We start from the raw sequence: 22,485 nt of genomic DNA, 5'->3' as shown, positions 1-22,485 counted from the left end.
TTATCCCGTCTGTTCGTTACTGGCCCACCACCCGGCCGGGTCGAAAGGCTCGTTGTCTTGTCTCAGCTCAATATAGAGGGTCGGCTGATCGTTTCCAGCGCTCGTGGTCACGGTTCGTCCACTTGTGCGTGATCCCATGGTTCCGAGCGGTTCGCCCATCTGTACGAACTGGCCGATATCGGCGGTTATCGCCTCAAGGCCGGCGAGCAGGGCGGTATAGCCACTGCCGGTATTGAGAATGACGATCTGGCCATAATTGAGGTAGGGGCCCTTATAAAGCACCCAGCCATCGGCGGGGGCGACCACCTGGGCTTCCGCCCGGGTCATCACCGACTGGCCCTGGGCTATGCCGCCCCTGCCGTCATTGGCGCCAAAATCGACCACGGTTACCCCATTGGCCGGCAGAGCCAGATAGCCACGACTGAGGGCGAATGGCACGGCGGGCTGCGTGCGGGCCGCATCGGCAAACGCCAGTTCTATGGCCTCGGGCGACAGCTGAGGCAGAGCGGGATCGGTGGGGGCCGTGTTGGCGCCGTTGGCAACGCGTTCGGTGAGCGCATCGATCAGTTCCCGTAGCGAGGTGGCCCGTTCGGCCAGGGCCACGGCTTCGGCCTCTTCTGCCTCAAGCGCGGCGCTCATCTGGGTAATGCCCTGCTTGCGCGCCGCAATCAGGGTTGCGATGCGCAGCTGCTCTTCCTCGAGCACGTCATAATTGGCCTTGAGGGTCTGCTCTTCGGCCAGGGCCGCGATCTTGATGTCGGTCAGGGCCTTGAGGTCACTGGCGACGGCATCGGCCCGGTCCCGCAGCTGGGGCAGGATAGCGGCAATCAGCATGGCGCCGCGGGCTGAGCCCAGCGCATCATCGGGGTCAACGATCAGGGCCGGTGGCGGGTTGAGCGAAATGCGCTCGAGCGCCGCCAGCACATTGGCAATCTCGGTATCGGCGCCATCGAGGCGGCCGCGCACCTCCAACTCGCGCACGATCAGGTCGGAAATGCGTTCTTCGACATCGGCAACTTCGATTTCGGCCAGCTTGACGCGCTGGGCGGCGGCGATCAGGGCCGCGTTCTGCTGGGTGCGATCGCCTTCCATGGCCGCGATTTCGGCCTTGAGTGCGTCAATGCGCTCCCGGCTCATGCCAAGCGAAGCCTCAACCTCTTCGAGATCGATGACATTGGCATTGGCGGGTTCGGCGGCAACGTCCTCGACGACCGTCGGCGTGGATGTCTCAGGTTCGGTGGCATCGAGGGGGGCAATGGGCAGGGCCGGGCGCAATTCCACATCCTGTGCCGGCGGGGCCGCGGTCTCGGTTTGTGCCAGCAGCGGCCAGGCGGCAAGGCCCGTCAAGAGACTTCCCGCCAGCAGGGCTTTGACAATGCTTGCCGGCCGCAGGGGCATGGCGTCTCCTCGAAAAAGGCAAGGACCTCGAATCAATTCGGGCACTCTAGCAAGCCCGTGGCAAACCGCCGGTTAACATTGCTTAACCATGATGAGCTCAATCGCCACGGTGATAGGGGTGGCCGGAGAGAATGGTGGTGGTGCGATAGAGCTGTTCGGCCAGCATGATGCGGACCAGTTGATGCGGCCAGACCATGGGTGAAAAGCTCACCACAAGGTCAGCGGCGCGGACGAAATCGGGGTCAATGCCATCGGCGCCGCCAATGACGAAGCCCACACCCGGGCGGCCATCGTCGCGCCAGCGCGCGATCTGTGTCGCGAAGATTTCGGAATTGAGCCCCTTGCCCCGCTCATCGAGCATGACGATAACGCCCTCGGGCAGGGCGGCGCGCAGGGCCTTTGCTTCATCGACCTTGCGGGCCGCGGCCGAACCGGCACGCGATTCATTTATCTCGGTGACATCGAAGCCGGTGAGCGCTAAGGGCTTGCCGCTGGCGCTCGCCCGCTCAAGGTAACGGGCCACAAGCTCGCGCTCTGGCCCGTTCTTCATTCGGCCAATGGCCGCAATCGATATGCGCATCGTGACCTAACCGAAGGGTCAGTGCTGGTCAGCAGCGAAATCGGCCTGCCACATCTTTTCGATATTGTAGAACTCGCGCACTTCCGGGCGGAAGACATGCAGGATCACATCGCCAGCATCGACCAGCACCCAATCACAATGGGGCAGGCCTTCGACGCGCGGCTTGCCATAGCCGTTTTCGCGCAGGGCGGTGATCACCTGGTCGGCCACGGCGCCGACATGGCGCTGCGAGCGACCGGAGGTGACGATCATGTGGTCGGCCAGAGACGACTTGCCGGTGATGTCCACCGCGACCGTTTCTTCGGCCTTGGCGTCATCGAGCGTATCGAGAATGAGGTCGATCAGGGGCTTTTGCGTGCCGGCCACTGGGGCGGACGAAGCGGAGGGGGAGTTATCGGGCAGCGCGGCCATCAGAAACGGCCTTCCGCCCATGCGCGGGCATGGGTCATGCGAGAGTTCAGCATCCTAGGTTGTTGATCGGAATGTAGCGGCGTCGTGTAAACGGCAAGCCGTCTGTTCCTGTTCCGGTGACAATGATCACTGTTGGTGCTGAATATGCGCTTTTGGCAGGGATTTCGCAAGCGCGGGGCTTGCCAGAACCTTAATTTCTGTTCCGTGACGCCCTGATGGCGGTCGATGAGAGGGCCGATTGGCGCCCTTGAAGGTAAATCCAGGCCGGGGCCGCAGAGCCGGCGAGCAGCGCGGCATCGGTCTCATCGAGCTGGGCATGGTCGAGCACGGCGGCGGCGCGAGAGGCCAGAGCCCGCCGGGCGGCGCCGGGGCGTACATAGACGGCGATGGGTATCTTGGCGGCCATATCACGCCAGCGCTGCCAACGATGGAAATCGGCGAGGCTATCGGCACCCATGATCCAGACAAAGCGTCGGTCCGGCATGGCTGACGTCAGGAAATCCACGGTCTGCCAGCTAAAGGCAAAGCCCTTGGCGGCCTCCAAGCCAGTGACGCGAATGCGCGGATCGGTGATCAATCGGCGCGCGGCTGTGACCCGGCTGGCGAGCGAGGGCAGGGTGGAATTGTCCTTGAGTGGATTGCCCGGGGTTACCAGCACCCAAAGGGCATGCAGGTCCAGGCGCCGCAGGGTCTCCTCCATGACGAGGAGGTGGCCTTCGTGCATGGGGTTGAAGCTGCCCCCGAAGAGGCCAATACGCATGCCGGGCGCCGAGGGTGGCATTTCGGTGATGCCGGGTATGCGGCGTGGTGGGCGCAGGGTCATCCTTGCCTCTCCCACTGGGGGAAAGGCCGGCGCAAGAGCCGGTGGGATTGGCCCAGTGAAGCCTTCAAGGCCGTGTCTGGCCGTTGCCGCGGACGCGGTATTTGAAGCTGGTGAGCTGTTCGACGCCTACCGGGCCGCGAGCGTGCATCTTGCCCGTGGCGATGCCGATTTCGCCGCCGAAGCCGAATTCGCCGCCGTCGGCGAACTGGGTCGAGGCATTGTGCATGAGGATGGCGCTGTCGATCTGGTTGAAGAATTTCTCAACGGCATCAGCATCTTCGGCGATGATCGCCTCGGTGTGATGGCTCGAATAATGCTCGATATGGGCGATGGCCGCTTCGAGGCTGTCGACGATCTTCACCGAGATGATCGCGTCCTCATATTCGGTCTTCCAATCCTCCTCGGTGGCCTGGATGGCCTCCGGGATTATCGACATGAACGACTTATCGCCGCGAATTTCGCAGCCTTTTGCCACCAGCGCATCGATGATGGGCCGCAAGTGGGTGTCCACGACATCCTTGTGCACCAGCAGGGTCTCGGCGGCCCCGCAAATGCCGGTGCGGCGCATCTTGGCGTTGAGGGTAACGCTGACCGCTTTTTCGAGGTCGGCGCTCTTGTCGATATAGACGTGCACGAGGCCCTCAAGGTGGGCAAAGACCGGCACCCGCGCCTCGGACTGCACGCGGGCCACCAGCGTCTTGCCGCCACGGGGAACGATGACGTCGATATTGCCATCGAGGCCCTTGAGCATTTCGCCCACGGCGGCGCGATCGGTGGTGGGCACCAATTGCACGCATTCCACCGGCAGGCCGGCCAGGTGCAGCCCATCGAGCAGGCAATCAACGATGGCGCGGCTCGAATGAAAGCTGTCGCTGCCGCCGCGCAGGATGACGGCATTGCCCGACTTGATGCAGAGCGCACCGGCGTCGGCGGTGACATTGGGGCGCGATTCAAAGATCACGCCGATGACGCCGAGCGGGGTGCGGACGCGTTCGATATGGAGGCCATTGGGCCGGTCCCATTCGGCAATCACGGTGCCGACGGGATCGGGCAGTTCGGCAATGGTTCTTACAGCCTCGATGATCCCGTCGATGCGGGCGTCGGTGAGCAGCAACCGGTCGAGAAAAGCCTTGGAGATGCCCTTTTCTTCAGCCGCTGCCATGTCCTTGGCGTTGGCGGCAAGGATCTGCTTGCGGTGCGCATTGATTGCGCCGGCGGCAGTCAGAAGGGCCGTGCGCTTTTGTTCGGGCGTGGCAATGGCCAGCGCCTTGGCGCCAACGCGGGCATTGCGACCGATGTCGGCCATGATCGCGGTGATGTCGGTGCTGACGGCTTCAACCTGGCTCATGGTGGGTCTCCAGATGCTCCTGCTCGGTGTGGGCGCCGGTCAGCACCAGATTGTCGCGATGGACCATGGCGCCGCGATTGCCCGATCCGAGCAATTCAATGACCGCATCGCTATGCTTGCCCAAAACCAGCAGCGCGTCGGCGCTGTCGAAACTGGCGAGGCCTCGAGCGATTTCGCGCCCGTCGGGATTGAGGATGGCCACGGTATCACCGCGCTCGAACGCCCCGGTGATCTGGGTGACGCCTATGGGCAACAGGGATTTGCCCAGAGTGAGGGCACGGGCGGCACCGGCATCGACGCGAATGGTTCCGGCCACTGCCAGCGTCCCCATGATCCAGCGCTTGCGCGATTGGGCGCGGGTGGTTGCGGCGCGAAAGAGGGTGTGGCGGCCGCCTTGGGTCAGGGCGCGAAGGGGATGTGCTTCAGTGCCCTTGGCGATGATCATGGCGGTGCCGGCCAGGGTGGCGATCTTGCCGGCCTCGACCTTGGTGGTCATGCCGCCGCGCGACAGATGGCTGGCCGCGCCACCGGCCATGGCCTCGATGGCAGGCGTAATCGCCTCGACCACCGGCAGGTGGGTGGCGTTGGGGTCCTTGGCGGGAGGCGCCGTGTAGAGACCGTCGACATCGGAGAGCAGCACCAGCAAGTCCGCTTCGATCATGGTCGCGACGCGGGCCGAGAGGCGGTCATTGTCGCCATAGCGGATTTCGGCAGTGGCGACGCTGTCATTCTCGTTGATGATGGGAATGGCGCCGAGGCTCAAAAGGGTCTGGATGGTGGTGCGGGCATTGAGGAAGTAGCGCCGCTCCTCGGTGATATTGGGGGTGATGAGGATCTGCCCGGTGACAATATCATGGCGCCCCAATGCCTCGGCCCAAGCCTGTGACAGCGCGATCTGCCCGGCGCTGGCAGCGGCCTGGGATTGCTCGAGCGTCAGGGCAAGCGCCGACAGGCCCAATAGGCCACGCCCCAGCGCAATGGCGCCGGAGGAGACGATCACAATCTCGCAGCCCCTGGCCTTGAGCGTGGCAATATCCTGGGCCAGTTCGGCAAGCCAGCTGGCGCGCAGCTTTCCGGCGCCGTCCACCAGCAGGGCGGAGCCGATCTTGATGGTGATCCGGCGATAGGGGGCGAGGGGATTGGTGGTCAATTGCGGCCTCCCCCTTATCCGGCGCTGCGCGCCACCTTCTCCCCGATGGGGAGAAGAATGGACCGGCGCACGCCCTTATTCCTCTCCCCGTCGGGGAGAGGGTGGATCGCCCGAGGGGCGAGACGGGTGAGGGGGAAGGCCCGACCGATCAAGGCGTCCATTTCTCTTCCGTCTTCTTGCGCTCGGCTTCGGCAATGGCGGCCTTTTCGGCGTCCAGAATGGCGAGCACGTCATAAAGGATCTGATCGACGCCCTGGCCGGTGACGCCCGAGACCTGGCGGACGTCGGCCTTGGAGACCTTCTTGAGCGCCTTGACCTTGGCCTTGAGCTCGTCCGGGGTCAGGGCATCGACCTTGTTGAGCACCACGATTTCGGGCTTGTCCGCCAGGACGTCGGCATAGGCGGCCAGTTCGTAACGCACCGCCTCATAGGTATGGGCGACATCCTCATTGGTGCCGTCGATGAGGTGGATGAGAACACCGCAGCGCTCGATATGGCCCAGGAACCGGTCACCGATACCCACGCCTTCGCTGGCGCCTTCGATAAGGCCGGGAATATCGGCCAGCACGAATTCACGCTCACCAATGCGGACCACGCCCAGATTGGGGTGGAGCGTGGTGAAAGGATAGTCGGCGATCTTGGGCTTGGCCGCCGAGACGGCCGCCAGGAACGTCGATTTGCCGGCATTGGGCTGGCCGACCAGGCCCGCATCGGCAATCAGCTTCAAACGCAGCCAGATGCCCTTTTCGGTGCCTTCCTGGCCCGGATTGGCGCGGCGGGGCGCCTGGTTCGAGCTGGTCTTGAAATAGGCATTGCCAAAGCCGCCATTGCCGCCCTTCAAGAGCACGACGCGCTGGCCGACATGGGTGAAGTCGGCGATCAGGGTTTCCTGGTCTTCCTCAAAGATCTGGGTGCCCACCGGCACGCGCAGCACAACGTCCTGGCCATCGGCGCCGGTGCGGTTCTTGCCCATGCCATGGACGCCAACCTCGGCGCGGAAATGCTGCTGGTAGCGGAAGTCGATCAGCGTATTGAGGCCGTCGGCGCATTCGGCGATGACGTCGCCACCGCGCCCGCCATTGCCGCCATCGGGGCCGCCGAATTCGACGAATTTTTCGCGCAGGAAGCTGACGGCGCCGGCGCCGCCGGAACCGGACTTGATATAGACCTTGGCCTGGTCGAGAAATTTCATGCCTGTCGTGCCTTCCAGACGCTACGCGTCAATTTTGTGTCGATATGCTCCAGCTCGACGCCGCGCGCAAGGCAGAGCAGGGTGGAACGACCAGTCTCGGTAAATCCCAGCCGCCGCTGAATGGCCAGCGAGGCGGCATTGAAGTAAAACACACCCGAATAGATGGCCGGTGCATCGGTCGTCGAAAAAAACCAGTTTATGGCCGCCGCCGCTGCCTCGGTCATGATCCCGCGCCCCCAATGGGGCTTGCCCAGCCAATAGCCGATGACAGCGTTTTCGCCTATGGGCTGATAGCCGATATGGCCAACATAACCCGCGCCGGCAAGCTCGATGGAGAAATTGGCCTGCTGGGGCAGTTGATCAGCCTTCTGGGTGCGCAGCCAGGCATTGGCGTCGGACAGGTGATAGGGAAACGGCACGCGGGCCAGGTTCCCGGCCACGTCCATGTCATTGAGGAAGTCGGCGATGGGCTGGGCATCACCCAATTGGGGTGGGCGCAGGATCAAGCGCTCGGTCATCAGGGTCGGGGTCATGGGCAACGCTCCACCTGACTTTTCCCGGCCTGCCGCCACCCCACCCTGGGAGAGAGGCGCAGGGCCGAGGCACCAGTGTTCATCGCCTCCTTTCCCATTGTGGGGAGGGTAGCGCAGCTCGGGTGGGGGCGATGCGTCATCCCTGCCACTCCAAAACCAGCAGCGGCTTTCCCTTGTGCCGTTCCACAACGCTCACGGTTTGTTCGATCACGCTAAAGCCGGTTTTCTCCAAGACCCGAATGGACCCTTTATTGGCGGCCAGCACACGGGCGCGAACCGGCGAAAGCCCGATGGTGGCGCAGACCGCGAGCAGGCCGGAAACGGCTTCGGGCGCATAGCCTTTCCCCCAATAGTCTTCCCCCAGCCAATAGCCCAACTCAATGGGGCTGTCGGGGTGAAGATAAAGCCCGGCAATGCCCATCAGCCGGTCAGAGGTTTTTTCGGCAATGACATAGGGGTGCTGGACCGACCGCTGCTGTTTTTCGAGAAAGGCGCGGCCATGCCCGGCCTCGTAAGGAAAAGGCAGGCTGGCAGTGGGTTCGAGCACCTTCCAGTTGTTGGCCTGGGCCACCAGGTCATCAAGGTCGGCGACGCGCGGCCCGCGCAGCACCAGGCGTTCGGTCTCGATGGTTTCGGGGAGATCGGTCCTCAGGCGCATGCTCGCCCTTCCTGTTGCATCCAGCGCTCCCGCGTCAGCCGGGTCAGAATATGTTGCACATTGTGCTGCAAGGCGTGGGAAAAACGCATCTCCTGCCCCACCTGTTCAAAGCCCAGCCGCGATTTGACACGCAGGGAAATGCTATTGTCGTGCTGCGCGCTGGCCGAAATGTGGCTCCCGGTGCCGCTGGCAAAGTGCCAGTCGATAACAGCGCGGGCCGCCTCGGTGGCAAAGCCCTTGCCCCAATGCGGACGGGCAACCCAAAAGCCCAGCTCCTCGGCCAGCGCGATGCCGCCGATCAGCCCGCGCCCGGGCAGCTCGATGATGAACATGGCCTTTTCGCTCGTACCGGCGGGCGCTCCGCGCAGCCAGTCGCTGGCCATGGCCAGTGTGAAGGGAAAGGGCAGCGGCGTCAGCCAGCGGGCGACGGCGAAATCGCTGACTCCAAGGGCAAAGCAGGGCGCGTCATCGGGCCGGGCCGGACGCAGAACCAGGCGAGAGGTGTGAAGCTCGGTCATCTCTGGTCGAGCTCCAACCGCATGAGGATCATGGTCTGGCCCGCCAGATTGCCGTTGGTCTCGGTCTCTTCGCCGATCTCGATAAAGCCGAGCTTATTGAGCACATGGCGCGAGCCGGCATTGTCCTTGCGGGCTCGCGAGCGAAGCGCGGTGGCGCCTGCCGCTCGGGCCGCGGCCACCAGAGCCTCCGCCGCCTCGGTGGCATAGCCCTGTCCCCAATGCGACTCGCCCAGCCAATAGCCGAGCTCGGGCAAGTTTTCGGGATGCAGGTGCAGGCCCACGACGCCGATATAGTCGTCATCGTGCAGGATGGAGAGGCAGAACTCTTCGTTGCTGGGCACGATCTCGTTGACGAAAAACTCGGCGTCGCTCAGCGCATAGGGAAAGGGCAGCCGCGCCATCCATTTATGCACATTGGCATTGTTGGCGAGGCGGGCGATGGCAGGAGCATGGGCAAGCGTCGGGGTGACCAGAACCAGGCGCTGCGTGCGGATGGTGGTGGGCAGGCGGTGCTTGAGAGTGGTCGCGACGATGGTCATGGCAATGCTCCAGAAACGAAAAGGGGAACCGGCTGACCGGTTCCCCTCTGCATTTGCTGTGTTTGCCAAACGCCAAGCCGGGGAACAGGTCTCCGGCGGGTTTGTCAGGCCTGCCGGGTTATTCGGCGGCCTCTGCCGGGAGGACAGACACGTGTACTTTGTTGTTCGCGCGGGTGCGGTACGCGACGGTGCCGTCGATCAGCGCAAAAATGGTGTGATCCTTGCCCAGGCCGACGCCGGTGCCGGTCGCCCACTTGGTGCCGCGCTGGCGGATGATGATGTTGCCGGCGATCACAGCTTCGCCGCCAAACTTCTTGACGCCGAGACGACGGCCAGCGGTATCACGACCGTTGCGGGATGAACCGCCTGCTTTCTTATGTGCCATGGTCTAGCTCCTTATTCCTTGTCGGCCTTGTCGGCCTTCTTGGCCGGGGCCTTCTTCGCCGGCTTTTCAGCGGCGGTGTCTTCAGTCTTGGCAGCGGCCTTGGTCTCAGCCTTCTTGGCCGGAGCCTTCTTGGCCGGCGCTTCGGTGGCCTCGGCCTTGGGGACAGCAGCCTTCTTGGCAGGGGCCTTTTCGGCAACGGCTTCGGTCTTTTCGGCCTTGGCAGCAGCCTTGATCGTCGGCTTGGCGCCGCCGGTCAGGATCTCGGTGATGCGCACCGTGGTCAGCAGCTGGCGGTGACCATTGCGACGACGCGAATTGTGGCGGCGGCGCTTCTTGAAGATGATGACGGTCTTCTGCTTCTTGGTCTCGACCAGTTCCGCAGCAACCAGAGCGCCTTCCACCAGCGGAGCGCCGATGGTGTCGCCAACCATGAGAACCTGGTCGAAGGTGACGATGTCACCGGCCTCGGCCTCGAGCTTTTCAATCTTGATGACGTCGTTGGCAGCAACTTTGTACTGCTTCCCGCCCGTCTTGATAACGGCGAAAGTCATAGTTTACGCCGCGTGGTTTTCACGCGGTCCCTTTTTCTGTCGCGCTCTGCGGCGCCGCGGATTTCATGCCAATCCACGGGCTTTGCGATAGATGGGGTCGAGATCGTCTTCGACCGGCAGCCTCGAGCAGCGTTTTCAAACAAAACCAGCGCACCGGACGGACCAGTGCGCAGATTGGTGGGCTTATCGGGGCAAAGGGCCCAAGAGTCAAGCCACTTGGACGCCGGCCTCCGCTCTAGCCGCCCTTGGGGTACCAGTTGCGCAGGCGCACGTCCACGGCGCCGTCCACATCGGTTTGGAGCGGGCCAAGATCGCTGTCGCCATAGTGATAGGGATAGACGATCCGCGGCTTGAAGGTGTTGATCGCCTCGACCGCCTGGGCCGGGGTCATGGTATAGGGCAGGTTCATGGGCAGGAAGGCGACGGCAATGTCAGTCAGGCCCAGCATGTCCTCGGTCGGTTCGGTATCGCCGGCGATATAGACCTGGCTGTCGCCAAAGCCCAGGACATAGCCATTGCCCACCCCCACCGGGTGATAGCGCAGGCGATCCTCGGTGGTGTTGTGGGCAGCGATGGCGCGAATGGGCAGGTCGAGGATCGTGCCGGTGTCGCCGTTGGCAAGCGATGTCGCATTGGCCTTGAGCCCCGCGGGCAGCTTGCCCAGCACATCGGCATTGGTGACCAGCGCTGCGTCCCCGGCAATGGCCTCAAGCGTGGGCACATCGAAATGGTCGCCATGACCATGGGTGATGAGAATGGCCGAGGGGGCGGGCAGTGCTGCATACCGCCCGGCGCCGCCGACCGGATCGATGTAGATGGCCTTGCCACCCCATTCGAGCACCAGGCTGGCGTGATCGACCGGATGAATGACGAGATCGCCGGCACTGGTGGCGAGCGTGTCGGCCATGGGCATCTCCTGGGCATGGGCGGAACGGGCCGCAAGATTGGTGGCAAGGCCGAGGAAGGGCAAGCCGGCCATGCCGGCAACGAGCGTACGACGGGTAACCATGGTCAAGTCTCCCTTCTTGCAATCAGAAGGGCAGCTTAACGCCTCAAACGCGGCCCCGATGGGGCAGCACGCAATTGTGAGCGCCCGAGCGGGGCAGAATTGAGCGGCAATGCATGCAAAAGGGGAGTTGCAGGCCGGATGAGGCTATGCCATAAGCCGCCCCGTATCGACCAGCAGCGTCCGTTCCGGGCGTTTCGATCTCGCGGAGAGATGGCAGAGCGGTTGAATGCACCGCACTCGAAATGCGGCATAGGGGCAACTCTATCGGGGGTTCGAATCCCTCTCTCTCCGCCATTCCTAAATCATTGAATTTGCTAGAGTAGAGTCCGAGCCAAGGGGCGGATTTTGTCACAGCATCCCGTTGCATCCGACGGGAGTGTTTGTTGCTTGCTTAGATCCACATCATCCTTGGTGCACCGGCGAGGTCCGGTCTTCCTGTTCCGCACATCGGTGCCGGCCGACCTGATTGATCGCCTTGGCAGTTCGGACATCCGAATTCTCAGCAGTTGATTTGAAGCTCGCCAAATCCCGCGAGCCAGGCGGCATTGGCCGAGCGGACCATCACCCTACAGTTTGTGCCATCGAGTGGGACAGAGCGGCCCACATAGGCTGACCGTCCATCGGCGAAGGAGATTCGTTGTGCGCCGACATCTGAAACGGCGATCCAGCTGTTCGTACCGCAGACCAGAAAAATGTCGCCAGCCGCGACGAGGAAATTGCTATTCCTCGAAACGCAATCGGCGCTGCCAGTTGTGGCCCTCGGCTGTGGGGTCGATGCCGGTTCGGGGAGTGTCGCCTGCTCAATTGACACCTCAACGTCCAACTCGTCTGAATCGGGTGGTGCATCCTGGTCGACGCCCGGAATTTCCCTGGTCGCGGTCGACATCTCGGCGAGACTTTCCTCAAGACCTGCGAGGCGCGTTTCGAGCCCTCTAAGGGTCGCATTCAATTCGGCCAGCGAAGTGGCTGACGCTGTGTACTGCCGGCCATAGAGCTCGATACTCAATTTGAGCTGAGCCATCTCCGAGACCGACTTGTCGCGCGAGGTGCGGGTTTCGCTGTAGAGCCATGCCATCATCGCCGTTACCGACAGGACAAGCGCGCCCAGAACAACGACGAGAACGGTGATTTTGCCGGTTCCGTTCATGGCCGGCCCCGGCGCGCGAACCGAGGGGCCATCATCTGTCGGGACATGCACGGGCCACCGTTGCATTCCAGGTGCCAAAGGACAGCTTGCAGGAACATTTCTTCGCTTTCCGGGATGTTTGCGGAGACTGTGGTGGAGGTCGACTGGGTCGACCTCGCGCCAGGGACGGCGCGAGGCCGATTACTGACTCGGGGCGGGTCAGTAGACGTAGACGGTCACGCGATTGAAGCTGCTAACAACAGCAAATGCGTCTCGCGCGGTATAGCCCGACCTGCTGAGTGCGGAGGAAATTGCGGGCGCCGACATCAGTGAGCTTTGCAGAACGCCCAACTTGGGTTGGCCGGCCAGAGTTGCAGCCAGCTGGCGCCGCTCAGCGTCGCAAAGCTTGACCGGGAAGATCTGCACGTCGCCGGCACCATACCAGTTGGACACTTCCCGGCTGGTCACCGGTGTCCGGCTAAAGAGGGCAAGGACCGTGGAGGGGTCTGCGCCAACGCAACGAAGCACGTTTGCGCCCGAACCACCTGAACCCGCCGCGCTTCCGATGGCTCCATTGGTGCCCGGCACACCGGGGCGGCCAGGGCCAGTCGGGCCGCCGGGTGTGCCCGGACCACCAGGGCCGGTCGGCCCCCCGATACCGATGTCGATAACAACTGGACCGCTGGATCCCCCGATGCCGATGTCCGCCATGACGAGGTCATCGCCGACATTTGCATTGACGTCGAGAAGACCGTTGTCGCCGCCAGTACTGACATTGGCGCCAATCAGTTCTCCACCCGAACCGCCGCCGATATTGGCATCCAGCACGTTGCCGCCGCCTCCGCCCAGGCCCACATTGACGAGTCCACTGCCGCCTGCTTCTCCAGACCCAAGTGTAATCAACGCCCCGCTGTCACTCCCTCCGACAAGACCCAGTAAAGACTGCCCAGAAGCGGCTGACGTCAGCAGAAAAGTTGTAACCAATGCACCTGCAAATATTGTGTGAGACGGTTTCATTTCTGGCCTCCAGTTGAAACTTAAAAATTACGCGGAAGCACATTTGTTGAAGACAGCCCCAAACCAGCTGTTTTCCCTGCGCCACACAGCAACGCTAGGACCCCATGCCTGGGCACCACCAGTAACTAACGGTATCATCTGGGGGAGTTTCAGGCCTGGAGCGCCTGCAAAATGCGCCCTCTCCAACCATTTCTTGTCTCCATCTCGAACGGATGGAGGCTGAACAGGAACGGCGCGGCGAGGGGGTGGCGTAACTTACCTAAGGGGCCCAAGAGGCGGCAACGTCATCAGCCATTGGCATCGTGTGTTTCACTCTCGAACCAATAAGTCCTGAGCTTGTTTCTGACCGTGCGAAGCGAGACACCAAGCATTCTGGCCGTTCGGGTCCTGTTTCCGCCGCAGTGGCGTAGCGTCTGCAGGATGACGTGACGTTCGATCTCGTGGAGGGTTTGTCCGACCAGGGTGCGGGCAGCTCTGCTGGTGCGATGCGGCGTATCGCTGCGGTCGTGGCCGGTGAAATGCCCGAGAATGTGGTCGATCAGCCGGTCGTCGTCGGCCGTGATCACTGTTGTGTCCGCGGGACCGGCGGTTTCAATGAAAACGAGTTGTCCGGTTTGTTCATCCACGGCCACCAGAGCGCTGCGACCGATGAGTAGCCGGGGCGTTTCGCCGGCTTCAACCAGCACAATATCGGGCGTTTCCTCGGGAAATGCGGGATCTTGGAAGACCTCGATCAGCTGCGCCCGAAGCTGGATGAGGCGGACACGTTGCATCGATAGTCGCTCACCCGGGCGACTTCTGCGCTTGCCAAAGGTCGAGGTCCGGACGGTCGGTGATGGCGCAGTATCGGCATTGCGGCGACCGAAGACACGTCCTTCTGCTTGCGGGCCATAGGATCCAAATACGGACAGGTTTTCAGCCACGGGCAACGCCTCCTTGTCGTCATGAAACCGAGGTTGGCACAGAACAGCCAAGGCAAGGCCAGGTGCTGCGCACACTTCAAGGTGACGGGAAGTCAGCGTTCCGCAAACGTTATAGCCGGTTATGAACGCAGGTAAGCCCAGGTTTCATGGACGATGCGGTGGAGCTGTCGATACGCACGCAAGATGCACGGACAGATCCAGATGTTGATCCACATAGGGCGCAAGTCAGACGGAGCCGATGGGCCGAATCCATTGAAATGTCTGGCTAGTTTTGCGGTGGTGTAACGGTAACGCACTCGACGAAACGCCAGGGCCCTGACAGTTATTTGCGTGTTGCTTTCGAAGGGTGCGGGGTCAAAATCTTGGTAAATATCCGTAGTACTGGACTGTTTGCCCAGACATGATCTCTGTTTATATTTTTGTCTGACCAATTCTATTTGTGTTTAATGATAATTTGCAGAACCAAAGAAACGACAGTTAGATTTTGGAGTCGTGTTCTATGTGTCTATTAGCAAACGATTTTTTCCGAACCGTCCTCTCCGGAAAGAGGGAAGACGTCTTCACGATGGGAATCGGCTTAGGATAAGGGCGACGAGTGACCCATTCCGATCTAGAGGCAGACAGCGTTGGCGACATTCGCGAGGCGTTGAGCCGTATTTGCGCCTCGGAGTATTTTGCGGAGGCCGAGCAAATAAAGCGGTTTCTGCGTTATGTTGTTGAAGAGGCGCTGGCGGGGCGCGCGGAGAGGATCAAATCCTATTCCGTGGGCGTCGAAGCGCTCGGTAAGGACACGGATTTCGATCCCACGCAGGACCCTATCGTCAGGATTACAGCCAATCGCCTCCGGAGCGCGCTGGCAAAGTACTACAACGAGTCACAGGACGAGCATCGGGTCATCATCCGCCTGCCGAAGGGACATTATTTTCCCGAGTTCGATTTTCGGCCGGAGCGCGATCGACCCGACCACCTCAGTACCCAACGACCGGCGTCACCCCCATCAGCCACGCCATCTCCGGCCCGAGGGCGGCTCGCGGTCGCTTTCCTGGCGGTCGCAGTTCTTGCTATTGCGGTCTTGATTTTCTGGTCCCGTCTTTCGGTTGCGGACAGCGATGGCGATATCGGGCGCGTATGGATCATCGTGCAGCCTGTCGAGACGGGGGGGAGCACGGATCGTGACTTCGCCCGAGTTCTGGGCGATCAAATCATTGCGCAGGTGACCCGCTATGACGGCGTCAGCATCATCGACGCTCTTCGATCACCGAATTCACAAAGATCAGCAGATCAGATGTCGGGGAGTGGGTGGACGGAAAAGCACGTCTTCTCGCTGGCGACCTATGTCCGCATAGAGGACGGACGGGCTGCGCTGCGCTGGTATCTGACGGACATGCACTCCAATCAGGTGATGTGGGCGTCGGATCGCAACATTGGCTTTGAAACGGGCGATGGCGCTGCGGCGATCGTGCAATCCATCTCCGCAGAATTGTTGGGGCTTGAAGGGGCCGTTCCGGTGATTCTTGATCGCTCACAACCGACGGATCTCGGCGATGACAGCGTTTGCATTGCGCGCGCGCAACGCAATGCATTCACGGACGACCTGATGTTGCTTGGAGGTGTTGCCGATTGCCTGAAACGGGTCGTCGACCATCATCCGCAAAACGGACAGGCCTGGGCGTTGCTTAGCCTGGCTTATCACCGGCAGGGGCGGTTCGCCGCCTCACAGGGCGAAGATGCATCCGCATACCGGGTGCAGCAACAGGTGGCTGCGGACAGGGCCAGCGCGCTGTCGCCAGAAACCTTCTTTCCGCATCTGGCGCGCCTGGCTGCAGCCTACGACGCGGGGCAGGGCACTGCGCTGCAAAATTTGGCGGACAGGATGTTGCTGCGCTATAGCGGCGACGCGCGCCTCAAGGTGATGATCGGCAAAGCATTTGTGTCCCAGGGCCTACCCGAGCGTGGCCTGCCATTGATCGAGGCCGGTTTGAACCAAATACCATCGCTTGGCCCCCTGGGCTACACGATGCTGGCTCTGGAGCGCTACGTGGCCGATGACCTGGAAAGGGCCGTGCAATATATCGACGAACAGAAGTTGCCGGATGACTATCGCTACTGGCTCATGAAGACAGTCATCGATGCCCGTTCCGGCAACCTGCAGGAAGCTCGTCTGGCTTGGGCCGGCGTCATCCGGCTCAAGCCCGGCTACAGCGAATTTGTCTGCGGCGACCTACGGGCGTCCAATATTCACAATTCGTATTACAACCGGATTGTGGAGGACCTGAACAAGGTTGTGCCAGATCTGCCCCCAGATACTTGCGGGCCATCCGCACGGACCCAGCTGGTGCAATCCGATCCGTAGCATCCCTAAGTCAGCAATTGGTCGCCGCGCTTCGGGCAAGCAGATTTCAGCGATTGCGGCTGCGATAGTTAATCCGGCCAGATTGAGGACGCCCCCAAATTCCTGGGCTTCAAGCCATTCACGTCCGCCAGCAGACGCCACGCGATCATCAACTCATTGCGGCGCAGGCTATTGGGGCGCGGTTGCAATGGGATAGGACACAAAGGCGAGACGCCGGCTGTCGGGCGCCCACGAGTTGACGTTGATGGTCCCCTGCCCACCGAAGAACTGTGCCAGCGTACGATATTTGCCGCCCTCGGGCGAGATCAGGCGCAATTCCACGTGCTTGTCGGCCGGGTGTCCGATGGTGCCGGAGGGGTAGCTCAGGTAGACCAAGTGCTGGCCATCGGTGGAAAGGTGCGGGAACCAGTTGACCCGCTCGTCGAACGTCAATTGTTCCACACCGCTGCCATCAGCAGCCTTCATCCGGAAAATCTGGGCATGGCCGGGGTAGGATGCGGACAGCTCCGAGTTGAAATAGAGCCACCGGCCATCCGGCGAATATTCAGGCCCGTCGTTCGGCATGGTCAGGTTCGTCAGGCGGGTATCGGGCCCGCCGGATGCGGGGATGGTGAACACATTGACCATTCTAGCGCCTTCGGGCGCCTCGACCGCAACATAGGACAGGGTCGCTCCGTCGGGCGAGATGCCGTGCAGGTAGTAATGGTGCGGCGTAACATGATTGTTCGAGACACGGCGTGGTGCGCCCCCGGAAATGGGAACCGCGTACAGATGCCCATCATCCGAACTTACATAGACCGTCGAGCCATCCGGCGACACAACGTGGTCGTTGTTGAGATCATCCAGATGCCCGGTGTCGATCTGCTCGGGCGCGCCGCCCAGGCTGGGCAGGCGATAGAGTTTCCCCCCGGCATTGAACACCAGCCATTGGCCATCGGGCGTCCAGTTCGGGGCTTCAATCACCTCGTTGGCTGTGAAGATAACCTCTTGCCTGCCATCAAGATCGATGATCGTCAGGTGTGATATCTGGCCGCTGGCCAGGCTGCGCCCGCGTCGCGGGAATTTAAAGCTCATAGCGTGTCCTTGTAGAACTTGAGGCCCAGCATGCCGCACGGCTGCCTGGTCAAATCGGGTCGAGACCGTCCCGGAAATCATTGAGGTCTGCATCCACTGACGAAGGCGCCTCGATCCAGTCTTGCATCGCGCTGCCGGTGACCGGATCGCGCGTCGGGATGGGCAACATCATGATCCGCTTGGCCGCGGCCCGGCGACCTTCTTCGGTGATGTGATCCTCCTGCATGTTGTCCCAGTCACGGCCATCGGGGTAGCCGCCCACCATCATGATATCGTCCGAGTGTCCGACCATGCTGTGCGACACGCCGGCGGGCATGACGATGACGTCGCCGGCAGAGACGCGAAGGGTGATGCCGCCCTTGCCGAACAGCGCCACATCTATCCAGCCGGTGGCAACGCCCAGGCATTCATGGGTGGTGGAGTGGAAGTGGGGATAGGTGTAGACGCCAGGATAGCGCCAGTTGTTGAGCCAGCCATTGGCCCTGAAGCGTTCCAATACAGCCATTTCGCCGCCGCCTGTGATGCCATTGCGATGCACCAGCAGGGGATAGCGGCTGTTGGGCAGCATGCCATTGGGTTTGGACCAGAACAGTTCGGGTGCATTGCTGGACATTGTCGTTCCTCCTCTGTGCCGGCTCACAGGACCAGCAGTTTTTCCAAGGCCGATACAACCAGATTGTGGTCCTCGACGTCAGGGAGGCCGCTCACCGCCGCAGCGCCAACCAATCCGACGCCGTCCACAATTATGGGCACGCCACCGCCGCTGGCCGCGTAATCGGCCTCGGGCAGGCGAAACCGCCTGGCAAAATCCCAGCCATGCTGCTCGCATTGCAATCGCATGTAGAGCGAGCTTTGGTGGAAGCGCAGGGCCACGGCGCGCTTGCGCCGAACCCAATCGGGGTTATCTGGCGTGGCGCCGGGCATCAAAGCGAAGAAGACCGGCGTTTCGCCATGGGTGACTTCGATGGCGACGGGCAGTTTTCGCGCGGCGGCTTCGGCCTGCATGTGGGCGCCGAGCACCCAGGCCGCGGCATAGTCGAAACGCGGCAGATGCAGCCGCGCCTGCTGTGCCTCAAGCTCGGCCATGGTGGGCGTCATCGTCATCGGGACATTCCTTGGCGGCGCGGACTAGAGGCCCAGCGCCTTGAGATGATTGATGGACCGGCTGGCAAAAGCCTGCCAGTCGCTCGGATTGTCGTGCTCGGTGACAATGTGATCAGCGGCGGTCTTGCGGAACAGGGGCACCAGCGCCTGCCAGTCGATGATGCCATCGCCCGTGGCGGTCCAGCCATCGTCCTGTCTTGTGCCGATTGGCGCCGTGTCCTTGGTCTGAATGGCGACGATCCGGTCGGCGAAACGGTCCAGTTCGGCCGCCGGATCGGCGCCTGCGCGAACGATCCAGCCGCAGTCGATTTCGAATTTTACCGCGGGCCCACCGGCGGCAAAAATATGGTCGATGGGGCGGCTGCCATCGTCCAGAGCGATGAATTCGAAGTCGTGATTGTGCCAGGCGACTTGAAGGCCGTGCGGCGCGGCGGCTTCGGCTCCGCGGGCCAGCTTTTCTCCCAGTGCCCGCCAATAGGCGATGGTGGGTTCGCGTTCTTCGGCGGTCACATAGGGCGGGATAAGATAGGTCGCCCCAAGCGTCTGGGCGATCTCGATATAGCGTTGCGGTTCTCCCGCGAGACCTGCCAGCGGCATGTGGAAACCAAGGCACTTGAGGCCCGCATCATCGAGTTGGCGACGGAACAGGGCCGGGTCGGCCTCATAGGCAGGCAACCAGGGCTCGATCGCGTCATAGCCCATGGCCTTGAGCACCGGCAGCTGGGCGGCCAGGGGCGGAAAGTTGCGCGATGAATAGAGCTGATAGGCAATGGGGTAGGTCATGGGAGCCTGTTATGTCGTTTGCAAGCTGGTCGTCCCGACCGGCGTCGGGACGAGGTGTGCGGCACCAGCCTCAGGGCTGGGCTTCCTTGTCATTGTCGAACTCGAGTAGTTCGACCATCACGCCGAGGTCCTTGACGGTGTCGTAATAGGCGTAGCGACCATGGCTGCCATCGAACTCACCGCGCTGCAGCAAGGGATGCCCCTTGGAAGCAAGATAGGCATCGCGCTTGGTGAGGTTGCGGGTGCGGAAGGCGATATGGTGGCATCCCGGGCCCTTCTCCTCGAGCAGGTCGCGCCAGGCGCTCTTTTCCGGGCCGGGCTCCAAAAACTCGACGTCGATATTGCCGAATTTGAACATCATGATCCGGCAGCCAACATCGGCGGGCTTGCCGTGATAAATGGCTTTGGCTTCCGCGGGCTCCGCAGCGCGGCCTTCACTGGGCATCGGCTTGCCGGTGAGGTCGGAGAACCATTGTGCCGATTTCACTACATCGTCGGTGACGAAGCAGATCTGCATAACTTCGTCTTCATCAAGCAGGCGCTTGTCCATTCTGGTCGTCCATTTTGCTGGGTTGGGAGGCGGGCGACCCGATGCAAGCACCGGGCCGCCCTCCGCTGGGAGAGAGATTTTCGGCGATCAGCCGAGGATGGTTTCGTAATTGTCCTGAAGCTGGGCGATGGCGTCATCGACCGACATGGACGGGTCGCTCCAGAAGTTGAACACGACATCCCAGATGGAATTCTGCCAATCGGCATCGCTCATCGAGTGCGGGTTCTGAACCTGGTGTGCAGGGTCGGCCAGGATGTGGAGCACTTCGGCAGAGCAGGCATCGAGCGCCGATTCCGGGGCATCGAGGCGCACCGGGGTCGAACCCTTGGCCAAGGCAAATTCGGCCTGAACTTCGGGATCAACGACCACCGAGGCAAAGTCGAGCTCGGCCTGGTCCATTTCGGGCGACTGACCGCCCAGCAGGCCCCAGCTATCGACGGTGGCCACGACGGCCTTGGCGCCGGGGATCTGGATGCAACCGAAATCGGTGCCCGCGGACTTGCCTGCGGCAGTCCATTCGCCCTTCATCCAGTCACCATGGATCTGCATGAGCGCCTTGCCCGTGATCACCATATTCGTGGTCACATTCCATTCGCGGTTGGCCGAACCTTCGTCCGCCGCTTCCTGGAACTTGCGCAGGGTTTCGAGCAGGGTGCGCATTTCGGCGCTGTCGAGAACGGCAGGGTCCGGCTCCGCGCCATAGACGCCGTTGTAGAAATCAACGCCACCGGTGGCAGCGGCCAGGGCGTGGAACAGATAGCCGACCTGCCACTGCTGGCCGCCGATTGCCAATGGCACATAACCGGCGTCACTGACCTTCTGGAAATCGGCAAACATGGCATCAAGCGAGGTCCAGGATGCCGGGTCAACGCCGGCTGCCTTGGCGACTTCCATATTGTAATAGGCCATGCCGTCGATGTGCAGCGCCGTCGGGATCTTGACGATCTCGCCATCGACGGTGATCGACTTGGCAACTGCGAGCGGCAGGTGCTCGGTGATGCCCTGTTCCTCGAAGAACTCGGTGACGGGGCGGCCGAAGCCGAGGCCGGCCAGGTCGCGGAACACGCCCGGATTGGATTCCATGAACACATTCGGCGGGCTGCCGCCGGTGACCAGGTTCATCAGGTTCACATTGGAGCCGGTGTCATGGGGAATGGCAATGTCGGTCCAGGTATGGCCCTTGGCCTCAATGCCCTTCTTGATGACATTGAGTGCCGCCACTTCCGGGCCCGAGGACCAGGAGTGATAGACCACGATTTCCTCGGCATAGGCCGTGGAGCTGAGCAACAACGCTACAGCCAGTCCAGCCAGAGTTTTCTTCAGCATCGCTTGTTTCCTCCCTTACGATGGTTCGTTCACATCCGCCGCCCGGTCTGGGCGTCGAAGAGATTGGCTTTGCCGCTCAGGAAATCGACCGAAACACTGGTGCCGGGCTTGAGCCGGCTTGCAGCGTCGGGTGCGACCCGCAGGGCAAGCAATTGATTGTCGAGCTTGAGATAGACGGTGGCATCCGAGCCGGTGCGCTCGGTGTATTGCACCGGCAAGGTGAAGGTTGCGGCGGCCTTGGCCTCGCGCACGTCGGGAGCGCCGAAATGTTCGGGCCGCAGACCGACGATGACCTTTGTGCCGTTTCTCGGCGTTTCAGCGAAGTCGTAACCTTCAAGATCAAGGACAACGCCCGATGCCAGTTGGGCGGTGATCCTGTCGTTTGAAACGTTCAGGGTTGCTTCGCGCAGGTTCATTGCAGGAGAACCAATGAAGCCGGCCACAAACAGATTGGCAGGGCGTTCGTAGATCTCGTCGGGCGTTCCGAACTGCTGGATCACCCCGCCATCCATCACTGCGATCCGGGTGGCCATGGTCATGGCCTCGATCTGATCGTGGGTCACATAGACGATGGTGGATTTCAGCTCGTCATGGAGCTTCTTGATCTCGAGCCGCATTTCGGTGCGCAGTTTGGCGTCGAGATTGGACAGCGGTTCGTCGAACAGAAAGACGCCGACATTCTTGACCAGGGCGCGGCCGATGGCGACGCGCTGGCGCTGTCCGCCGGAAAGCTGCCCCGGCTTGCGGTTCAGCAGCGGCTCGATCTGCAACAGCCTTGCGGCCCAGGCGATGCGCTTTTCGATCTCGTCGCGCGGCAGCTTGCTGGCCGACAGTCCGAACTTGAGGTTTCCGTGAACCGTCTTGGTCGGATAGAGCGCATAGGACTGGAAGACCATGGCCAGGCCCCGGTCCTTGGGGTCGAGGTCGGTGACGTCGCGATCGCCGATCATGATACGGCCGTCGCTGACTTCGAGCAGGCCCGCCAGAAGGTTGAGCAGGGTCGTCTTGCCGCAACCCGAGGGCCCGAGCAGCACCAGGAAGTCGCCATCATCCACGGACAGGTTGAGGTCGTTGAGCACGGTCATCGACCCATAGCTCTTGACGATATGTTCGAAGCTGACTGTCGGCATTTGG

General features: G+C 61.9%; 25 protein-coding genes and 1 tRNA gene. 2 read left to right on the top strand and 24 right to left on the bottom strand.

All coding sequences use genetic code 11. The features are described 5' to 3' along the window. The 14 genes from NIM87_RS04535 to NIM87_RS04470 form a co-directional block, all read right to left on the bottom strand. Positions 1-1,398 carry a murein hydrolase activator EnvC family protein gene (locus NIM87_RS04535; protein ID WP_254673450.1) on the bottom strand — a complete coding sequence of 466 codons (1,398 nt, stop codon included), beginning with the start codon at positions 1,396-1,398 and terminating at the stop codon, positions 1-3. A 97-nt stretch (positions 1,399-1,495) separates the two neighbouring features. Then, positions 1,496-1,978: a 23S rRNA (pseudouridine(1915)-N(3))-methyltransferase RlmH gene (gene rlmH, locus NIM87_RS04530; protein ID WP_254673449.1), complete on the bottom strand. Its 483-nt coding sequence runs from the start codon at positions 1,976-1,978 to the stop codon at positions 1,496-1,498. Between the two features lie 18 nt (positions 1,979-1,996). Continuing rightward, positions 1,997-2,389, bottom strand: a complete 393-nt coding sequence (gene rsfS / locus NIM87_RS04525; RefSeq protein ID WP_254673448.1) for a ribosome silencing factor — start codon at positions 2,387-2,389, stop codon at positions 1,997-1,999. A 190-nt stretch (positions 2,390-2,579) separates the two neighbouring features. After that, complete coding sequence (locus NIM87_RS04520; protein WP_254673447.1) at positions 2,580-3,212, bottom strand: nicotinate-nucleotide adenylyltransferase; 633 nt, start codon at positions 3,210-3,212, stop codon at positions 2,580-2,582. Between the two features lie 64 nt (positions 3,213-3,276). Continuing rightward, complete coding sequence (locus NIM87_RS04515) at positions 3,277-4,560, bottom strand: glutamate-5-semialdehyde dehydrogenase (RefSeq protein ID WP_254673446.1); 1,284 nt, start codon at positions 4,558-4,560, stop codon at positions 3,277-3,279. Beyond that, on the bottom strand, positions 4,547-5,710 hold the full coding sequence (proB, locus tag NIM87_RS04510) for a glutamate 5-kinase (protein WP_254673445.1): 1,164 nt from the start codon (positions 5,708-5,710) through the stop codon (positions 4,547-4,549). The genes NIM87_RS04515 and proB overlap by 14 nt, the downstream gene beginning before the upstream one ends. A gap of 148 nt (positions 5,711-5,858) precedes the next feature. Further along, the gene (gene obgE / locus NIM87_RS04505; RefSeq protein WP_254673444.1) at positions 5,859-6,902 is read right to left on the bottom strand and encodes a GTPase ObgE; all 1,044 of its coding nucleotides are present in this window, start codon (positions 6,900-6,902) and stop codon (positions 5,859-5,861) included. After that, positions 6,899-7,435: a GNAT family N-acetyltransferase gene (locus NIM87_RS04500; protein WP_254673443.1), complete on the bottom strand. Its 537-nt coding sequence runs from the start codon at positions 7,433-7,435 to the stop codon at positions 6,899-6,901. The genes obgE and NIM87_RS04500 overlap by 4 nt, the downstream gene beginning before the upstream one ends. Before the next feature lie 136 nt (positions 7,436-7,571). Beyond that, positions 7,572-8,093, bottom strand: a complete 522-nt coding sequence (locus NIM87_RS04495) for a GNAT family N-acetyltransferase (protein ID WP_254673442.1) — start codon at positions 8,091-8,093, stop codon at positions 7,572-7,574. Continuing rightward, positions 8,084-8,611 (bottom strand): GNAT family N-acetyltransferase, encoded by a 528-nt coding sequence (locus tag NIM87_RS04490; protein ID WP_254673441.1) that lies wholly within the window; start codon positions 8,609-8,611, stop codon positions 8,084-8,086. The genes NIM87_RS04495 and NIM87_RS04490 overlap by 10 nt, the downstream gene beginning before the upstream one ends. Then, a complete protein-coding gene (locus NIM87_RS04485; protein ID WP_254673440.1) occupies positions 8,608-9,150 on the bottom strand; it encodes a GNAT family N-acetyltransferase in 543 nt (180 codons plus the stop codon). The genes NIM87_RS04490 and NIM87_RS04485 overlap by 4 nt, the downstream gene beginning before the upstream one ends. A gap of 118 nt (positions 9,151-9,268) precedes the next feature. Further along, complete coding sequence (gene rpmA / locus NIM87_RS04480) at positions 9,269-9,535, bottom strand: 50S ribosomal protein L27 (protein ID WP_254673439.1); 267 nt, start codon at positions 9,533-9,535, stop codon at positions 9,269-9,271. Positions 9,536-9,546: 11 nt separating this feature from the next. Beyond that, entirely contained in the window at positions 9,547-10,086 is a 540-nt protein-coding gene (rplU, locus tag NIM87_RS04475) for a 50S ribosomal protein L21 (RefSeq protein WP_254673438.1), read from the bottom strand. A gap of 235 nt (positions 10,087-10,321) precedes the next feature. Continuing rightward, the gene (locus tag NIM87_RS04470; protein WP_254673437.1) at positions 10,322-11,095 is read right to left on the bottom strand and encodes an MBL fold metallo-hydrolase; all 774 of its coding nucleotides are present in this window, start codon (positions 11,093-11,095) and stop codon (positions 10,322-10,324) included. 204 nt (positions 11,096-11,299) lie between these two features. Between NIM87_RS04470 and NIM87_RS04465 the strand changes: the two genes are divergently transcribed. Then, positions 11,300-11,389 (top strand) — tRNA-Ser (locus NIM87_RS04465). Positions 11,390-11,594: 205 nt separating this feature from the next. On the opposite strand, the gene NIM87_RS04460 is transcribed toward NIM87_RS04465, so the two are convergent. The 3 genes from NIM87_RS04460 to NIM87_RS04450 form a co-directional block, all read right to left on the bottom strand. Next, positions 11,595-12,242, bottom strand: coding sequence for a hypothetical protein (locus tag NIM87_RS04460; protein ID WP_254673436.1), 648 nt, complete (start codon positions 12,240-12,242; stop codon positions 11,595-11,597). A gap of 198 nt (positions 12,243-12,440) precedes the next feature. Beyond that, the gene (locus tag NIM87_RS04455; RefSeq protein ID WP_254673435.1) at positions 12,441-13,238 is read right to left on the bottom strand and encodes a hypothetical protein; all 798 of its coding nucleotides are present in this window, start codon (positions 13,236-13,238) and stop codon (positions 12,441-12,443) included. Positions 13,239-13,525: 287 nt separating this feature from the next. Then, on the bottom strand, positions 13,526-14,161 hold the full coding sequence (locus NIM87_RS04450) for a helix-turn-helix domain-containing protein (RefSeq protein ID WP_254673434.1): 636 nt from the start codon (positions 14,159-14,161) through the stop codon (positions 13,526-13,528). Between the two features lie 595 nt (positions 14,162-14,756). On the opposite strand from NIM87_RS04450, the gene NIM87_RS04445 reads away from it, so the two are divergent. Beyond that, positions 14,757-16,514, top strand: coding sequence for a tetratricopeptide repeat protein (locus NIM87_RS04445; RefSeq protein ID WP_254673433.1), 1,758 nt, complete (start codon positions 14,757-14,759; stop codon positions 16,512-16,514). A 168-nt stretch (positions 16,515-16,682) separates the two neighbouring features. Here the strand turns inward: NIM87_RS04445 and NIM87_RS04440 are convergent, their stop codons facing one another. The 7 genes from NIM87_RS04440 to NIM87_RS04410 form a co-directional block, all read right to left on the bottom strand. Beyond that, the gene (locus NIM87_RS04440) at positions 16,683-17,588 is read right to left on the bottom strand and encodes a TolB family protein (protein WP_254673432.1); all 906 of its coding nucleotides are present in this window, start codon (positions 17,586-17,588) and stop codon (positions 16,683-16,685) included. A 49-nt stretch (positions 17,589-17,637) separates the two neighbouring features. Beyond that, positions 17,638-18,201 (bottom strand): cupin domain-containing protein, encoded by a 564-nt coding sequence (locus NIM87_RS04435; RefSeq protein WP_254673431.1) that lies wholly within the window; start codon positions 18,199-18,201, stop codon positions 17,638-17,640. Between the two features lie 23 nt (positions 18,202-18,224). After that, complete coding sequence (locus tag NIM87_RS04430; RefSeq protein ID WP_254673430.1) at positions 18,225-18,692, bottom strand: heme-degrading domain-containing protein; 468 nt, start codon at positions 18,690-18,692, stop codon at positions 18,225-18,227. 24 nt (positions 18,693-18,716) lie between these two features. Further along, on the bottom strand, positions 18,717-19,475 hold the full coding sequence (locus NIM87_RS04425) for a sugar phosphate isomerase/epimerase family protein (protein ID WP_254673429.1): 759 nt from the start codon (positions 19,473-19,475) through the stop codon (positions 18,717-18,719). A 70-nt stretch (positions 19,476-19,545) separates the two neighbouring features. Next, the gene (locus NIM87_RS04420) at positions 19,546-20,025 is read right to left on the bottom strand and encodes a VOC family protein (protein WP_254673428.1); all 480 of its coding nucleotides are present in this window, start codon (positions 20,023-20,025) and stop codon (positions 19,546-19,548) included. Between the two features lie 87 nt (positions 20,026-20,112). Continuing rightward, on the bottom strand, positions 20,113-21,351 hold the full coding sequence (locus NIM87_RS04415) for an ABC transporter substrate-binding protein (RefSeq protein WP_254673427.1): 1,239 nt from the start codon (positions 21,349-21,351) through the stop codon (positions 20,113-20,115). Between the two features lie 29 nt (positions 21,352-21,380). Next, positions 21,381-22,481 carry an ABC transporter ATP-binding protein gene (locus NIM87_RS04410; RefSeq protein ID WP_254673426.1) on the bottom strand — a complete coding sequence of 367 codons (1,101 nt, stop codon included), beginning with the start codon at positions 22,479-22,481 and terminating at the stop codon, positions 21,381-21,383. Positions 22,482-22,485 lie beyond the last annotated feature (4 nt).

Source organism: Devosia ureilytica, assembly GCF_024273195.1.
Taxonomy (GTDB): domain Bacteria; phylum Pseudomonadota; class Alphaproteobacteria; order Rhizobiales; family Devosiaceae; genus Devosia; species Devosia ureilytica.
Note: the sequence above shows the minus strand (reverse complement) of the source record. Positions and strands in the feature narration are given on the sequence as shown.

Coding starts and splice junctions, on each gene's coding strand:
- NIM87_RS04490 (WP_254673441.1), bottom strand. CDS start 8,611: ATGACCGAGCTTCACACCTCTCGCCTGGTTCTGCGTCCGGCCCGGCCC.
- NIM87_RS04520 (WP_254673447.1), bottom strand. CDS start 3,212: ATGACCCTGCGCCCACCACGCCGCATACCCGGCATCACCGAAATGCCA.
- NIM87_RS04460 (WP_254673436.1), bottom strand. CDS start 12,242: ATGAACGGAACCGGCAAAATCACCGTTCTCGTCGTTGTTCTGGGCGCG.
- NIM87_RS04470 (WP_254673437.1), bottom strand. CDS start 11,095: ATGGTTACCCGTCGTACGCTCGTTGCCGGCATGGCCGGCTTGCCCTTC.
- rsfS (WP_254673448.1), bottom strand. CDS start 2,389: ATGGCCGCGCTGCCCGATAACTCCCCCTCCGCTTCGTCCGCCCCAGTG.
- NIM87_RS04455 (WP_254673435.1), bottom strand. CDS start 13,238: ATGAAACCGTCTCACACAATATTTGCAGGTGCATTGGTTACAACTTTT.
- NIM87_RS04430 (WP_254673430.1), bottom strand. CDS start 18,692: ATGACGATGACGCCCACCATGGCCGAGCTTGAGGCACAGCAGGCGCGG.
- NIM87_RS04500 (WP_254673443.1), bottom strand. CDS start 7,435: ATGACCCCGACCCTGATGACCGAGCGCTTGATCCTGCGCCCACCCCAA.
- NIM87_RS04535 (WP_254673450.1), bottom strand. CDS start 1,398: ATGCCCCTGCGGCCGGCAAGCATTGTCAAAGCCCTGCTGGCGGGAAGT.
- rpmA (WP_254673439.1), bottom strand. CDS start 9,535: ATGGCACATAAGAAAGCAGGCGGTTCATCCCGCAACGGTCGTGATACC.
- rplU (WP_254673438.1), bottom strand. CDS start 10,086: ATGACTTTCGCCGTTATCAAGACGGGCGGGAAGCAGTACAAAGTTGCT.
- NIM87_RS04440 (WP_254673432.1), bottom strand. CDS start 17,588: ATGAGCTTTAAATTCCCGCGACGCGGGCGCAGCCTGGCCAGCGGCCAG.
- NIM87_RS04415 (WP_254673427.1), bottom strand. CDS start 21,351: ATGCTGAAGAAAACTCTGGCTGGACTGGCTGTAGCGTTGTTGCTCAGC.
- NIM87_RS04495 (WP_254673442.1), bottom strand. CDS start 8,093: ATGCGCCTGAGGACCGATCTCCCCGAAACCATCGAGACCGAACGCCTG.
- NIM87_RS04410 (WP_254673426.1), bottom strand. CDS start 22,481: ATGCCGACAGTCAGCTTCGAACATATCGTCAAGAGCTATGGGTCGATG.
- NIM87_RS04485 (WP_254673440.1), bottom strand. CDS start 9,150: ATGACCATCGTCGCGACCACTCTCAAGCACCGCCTGCCCACCACCATC.
- NIM87_RS04425 (WP_254673429.1), bottom strand. CDS start 19,475: ATGACCTACCCCATTGCCTATCAGCTCTATTCATCGCGCAACTTTCCG.
- NIM87_RS04515 (WP_254673446.1), bottom strand. CDS start 4,560: ATGAGCCAGGTTGAAGCCGTCAGCACCGACATCACCGCGATCATGGCC.
- NIM87_RS04420 (WP_254673428.1), bottom strand. CDS start 20,025: ATGGACAAGCGCCTGCTTGATGAAGACGAAGTTATGCAGATCTGCTTC.
- NIM87_RS04435 (WP_254673431.1), bottom strand. CDS start 18,201: ATGTCCAGCAATGCACCCGAACTGTTCTGGTCCAAACCCAATGGCATG.
- rlmH (WP_254673449.1), bottom strand. CDS start 1,978: ATGCGCATATCGATTGCGGCCATTGGCCGAATGAAGAACGGGCCAGAG.
- obgE (WP_254673444.1), bottom strand. CDS start 6,902: ATGAAATTTCTCGACCAGGCCAAGGTCTATATCAAGTCCGGTTCCGGC.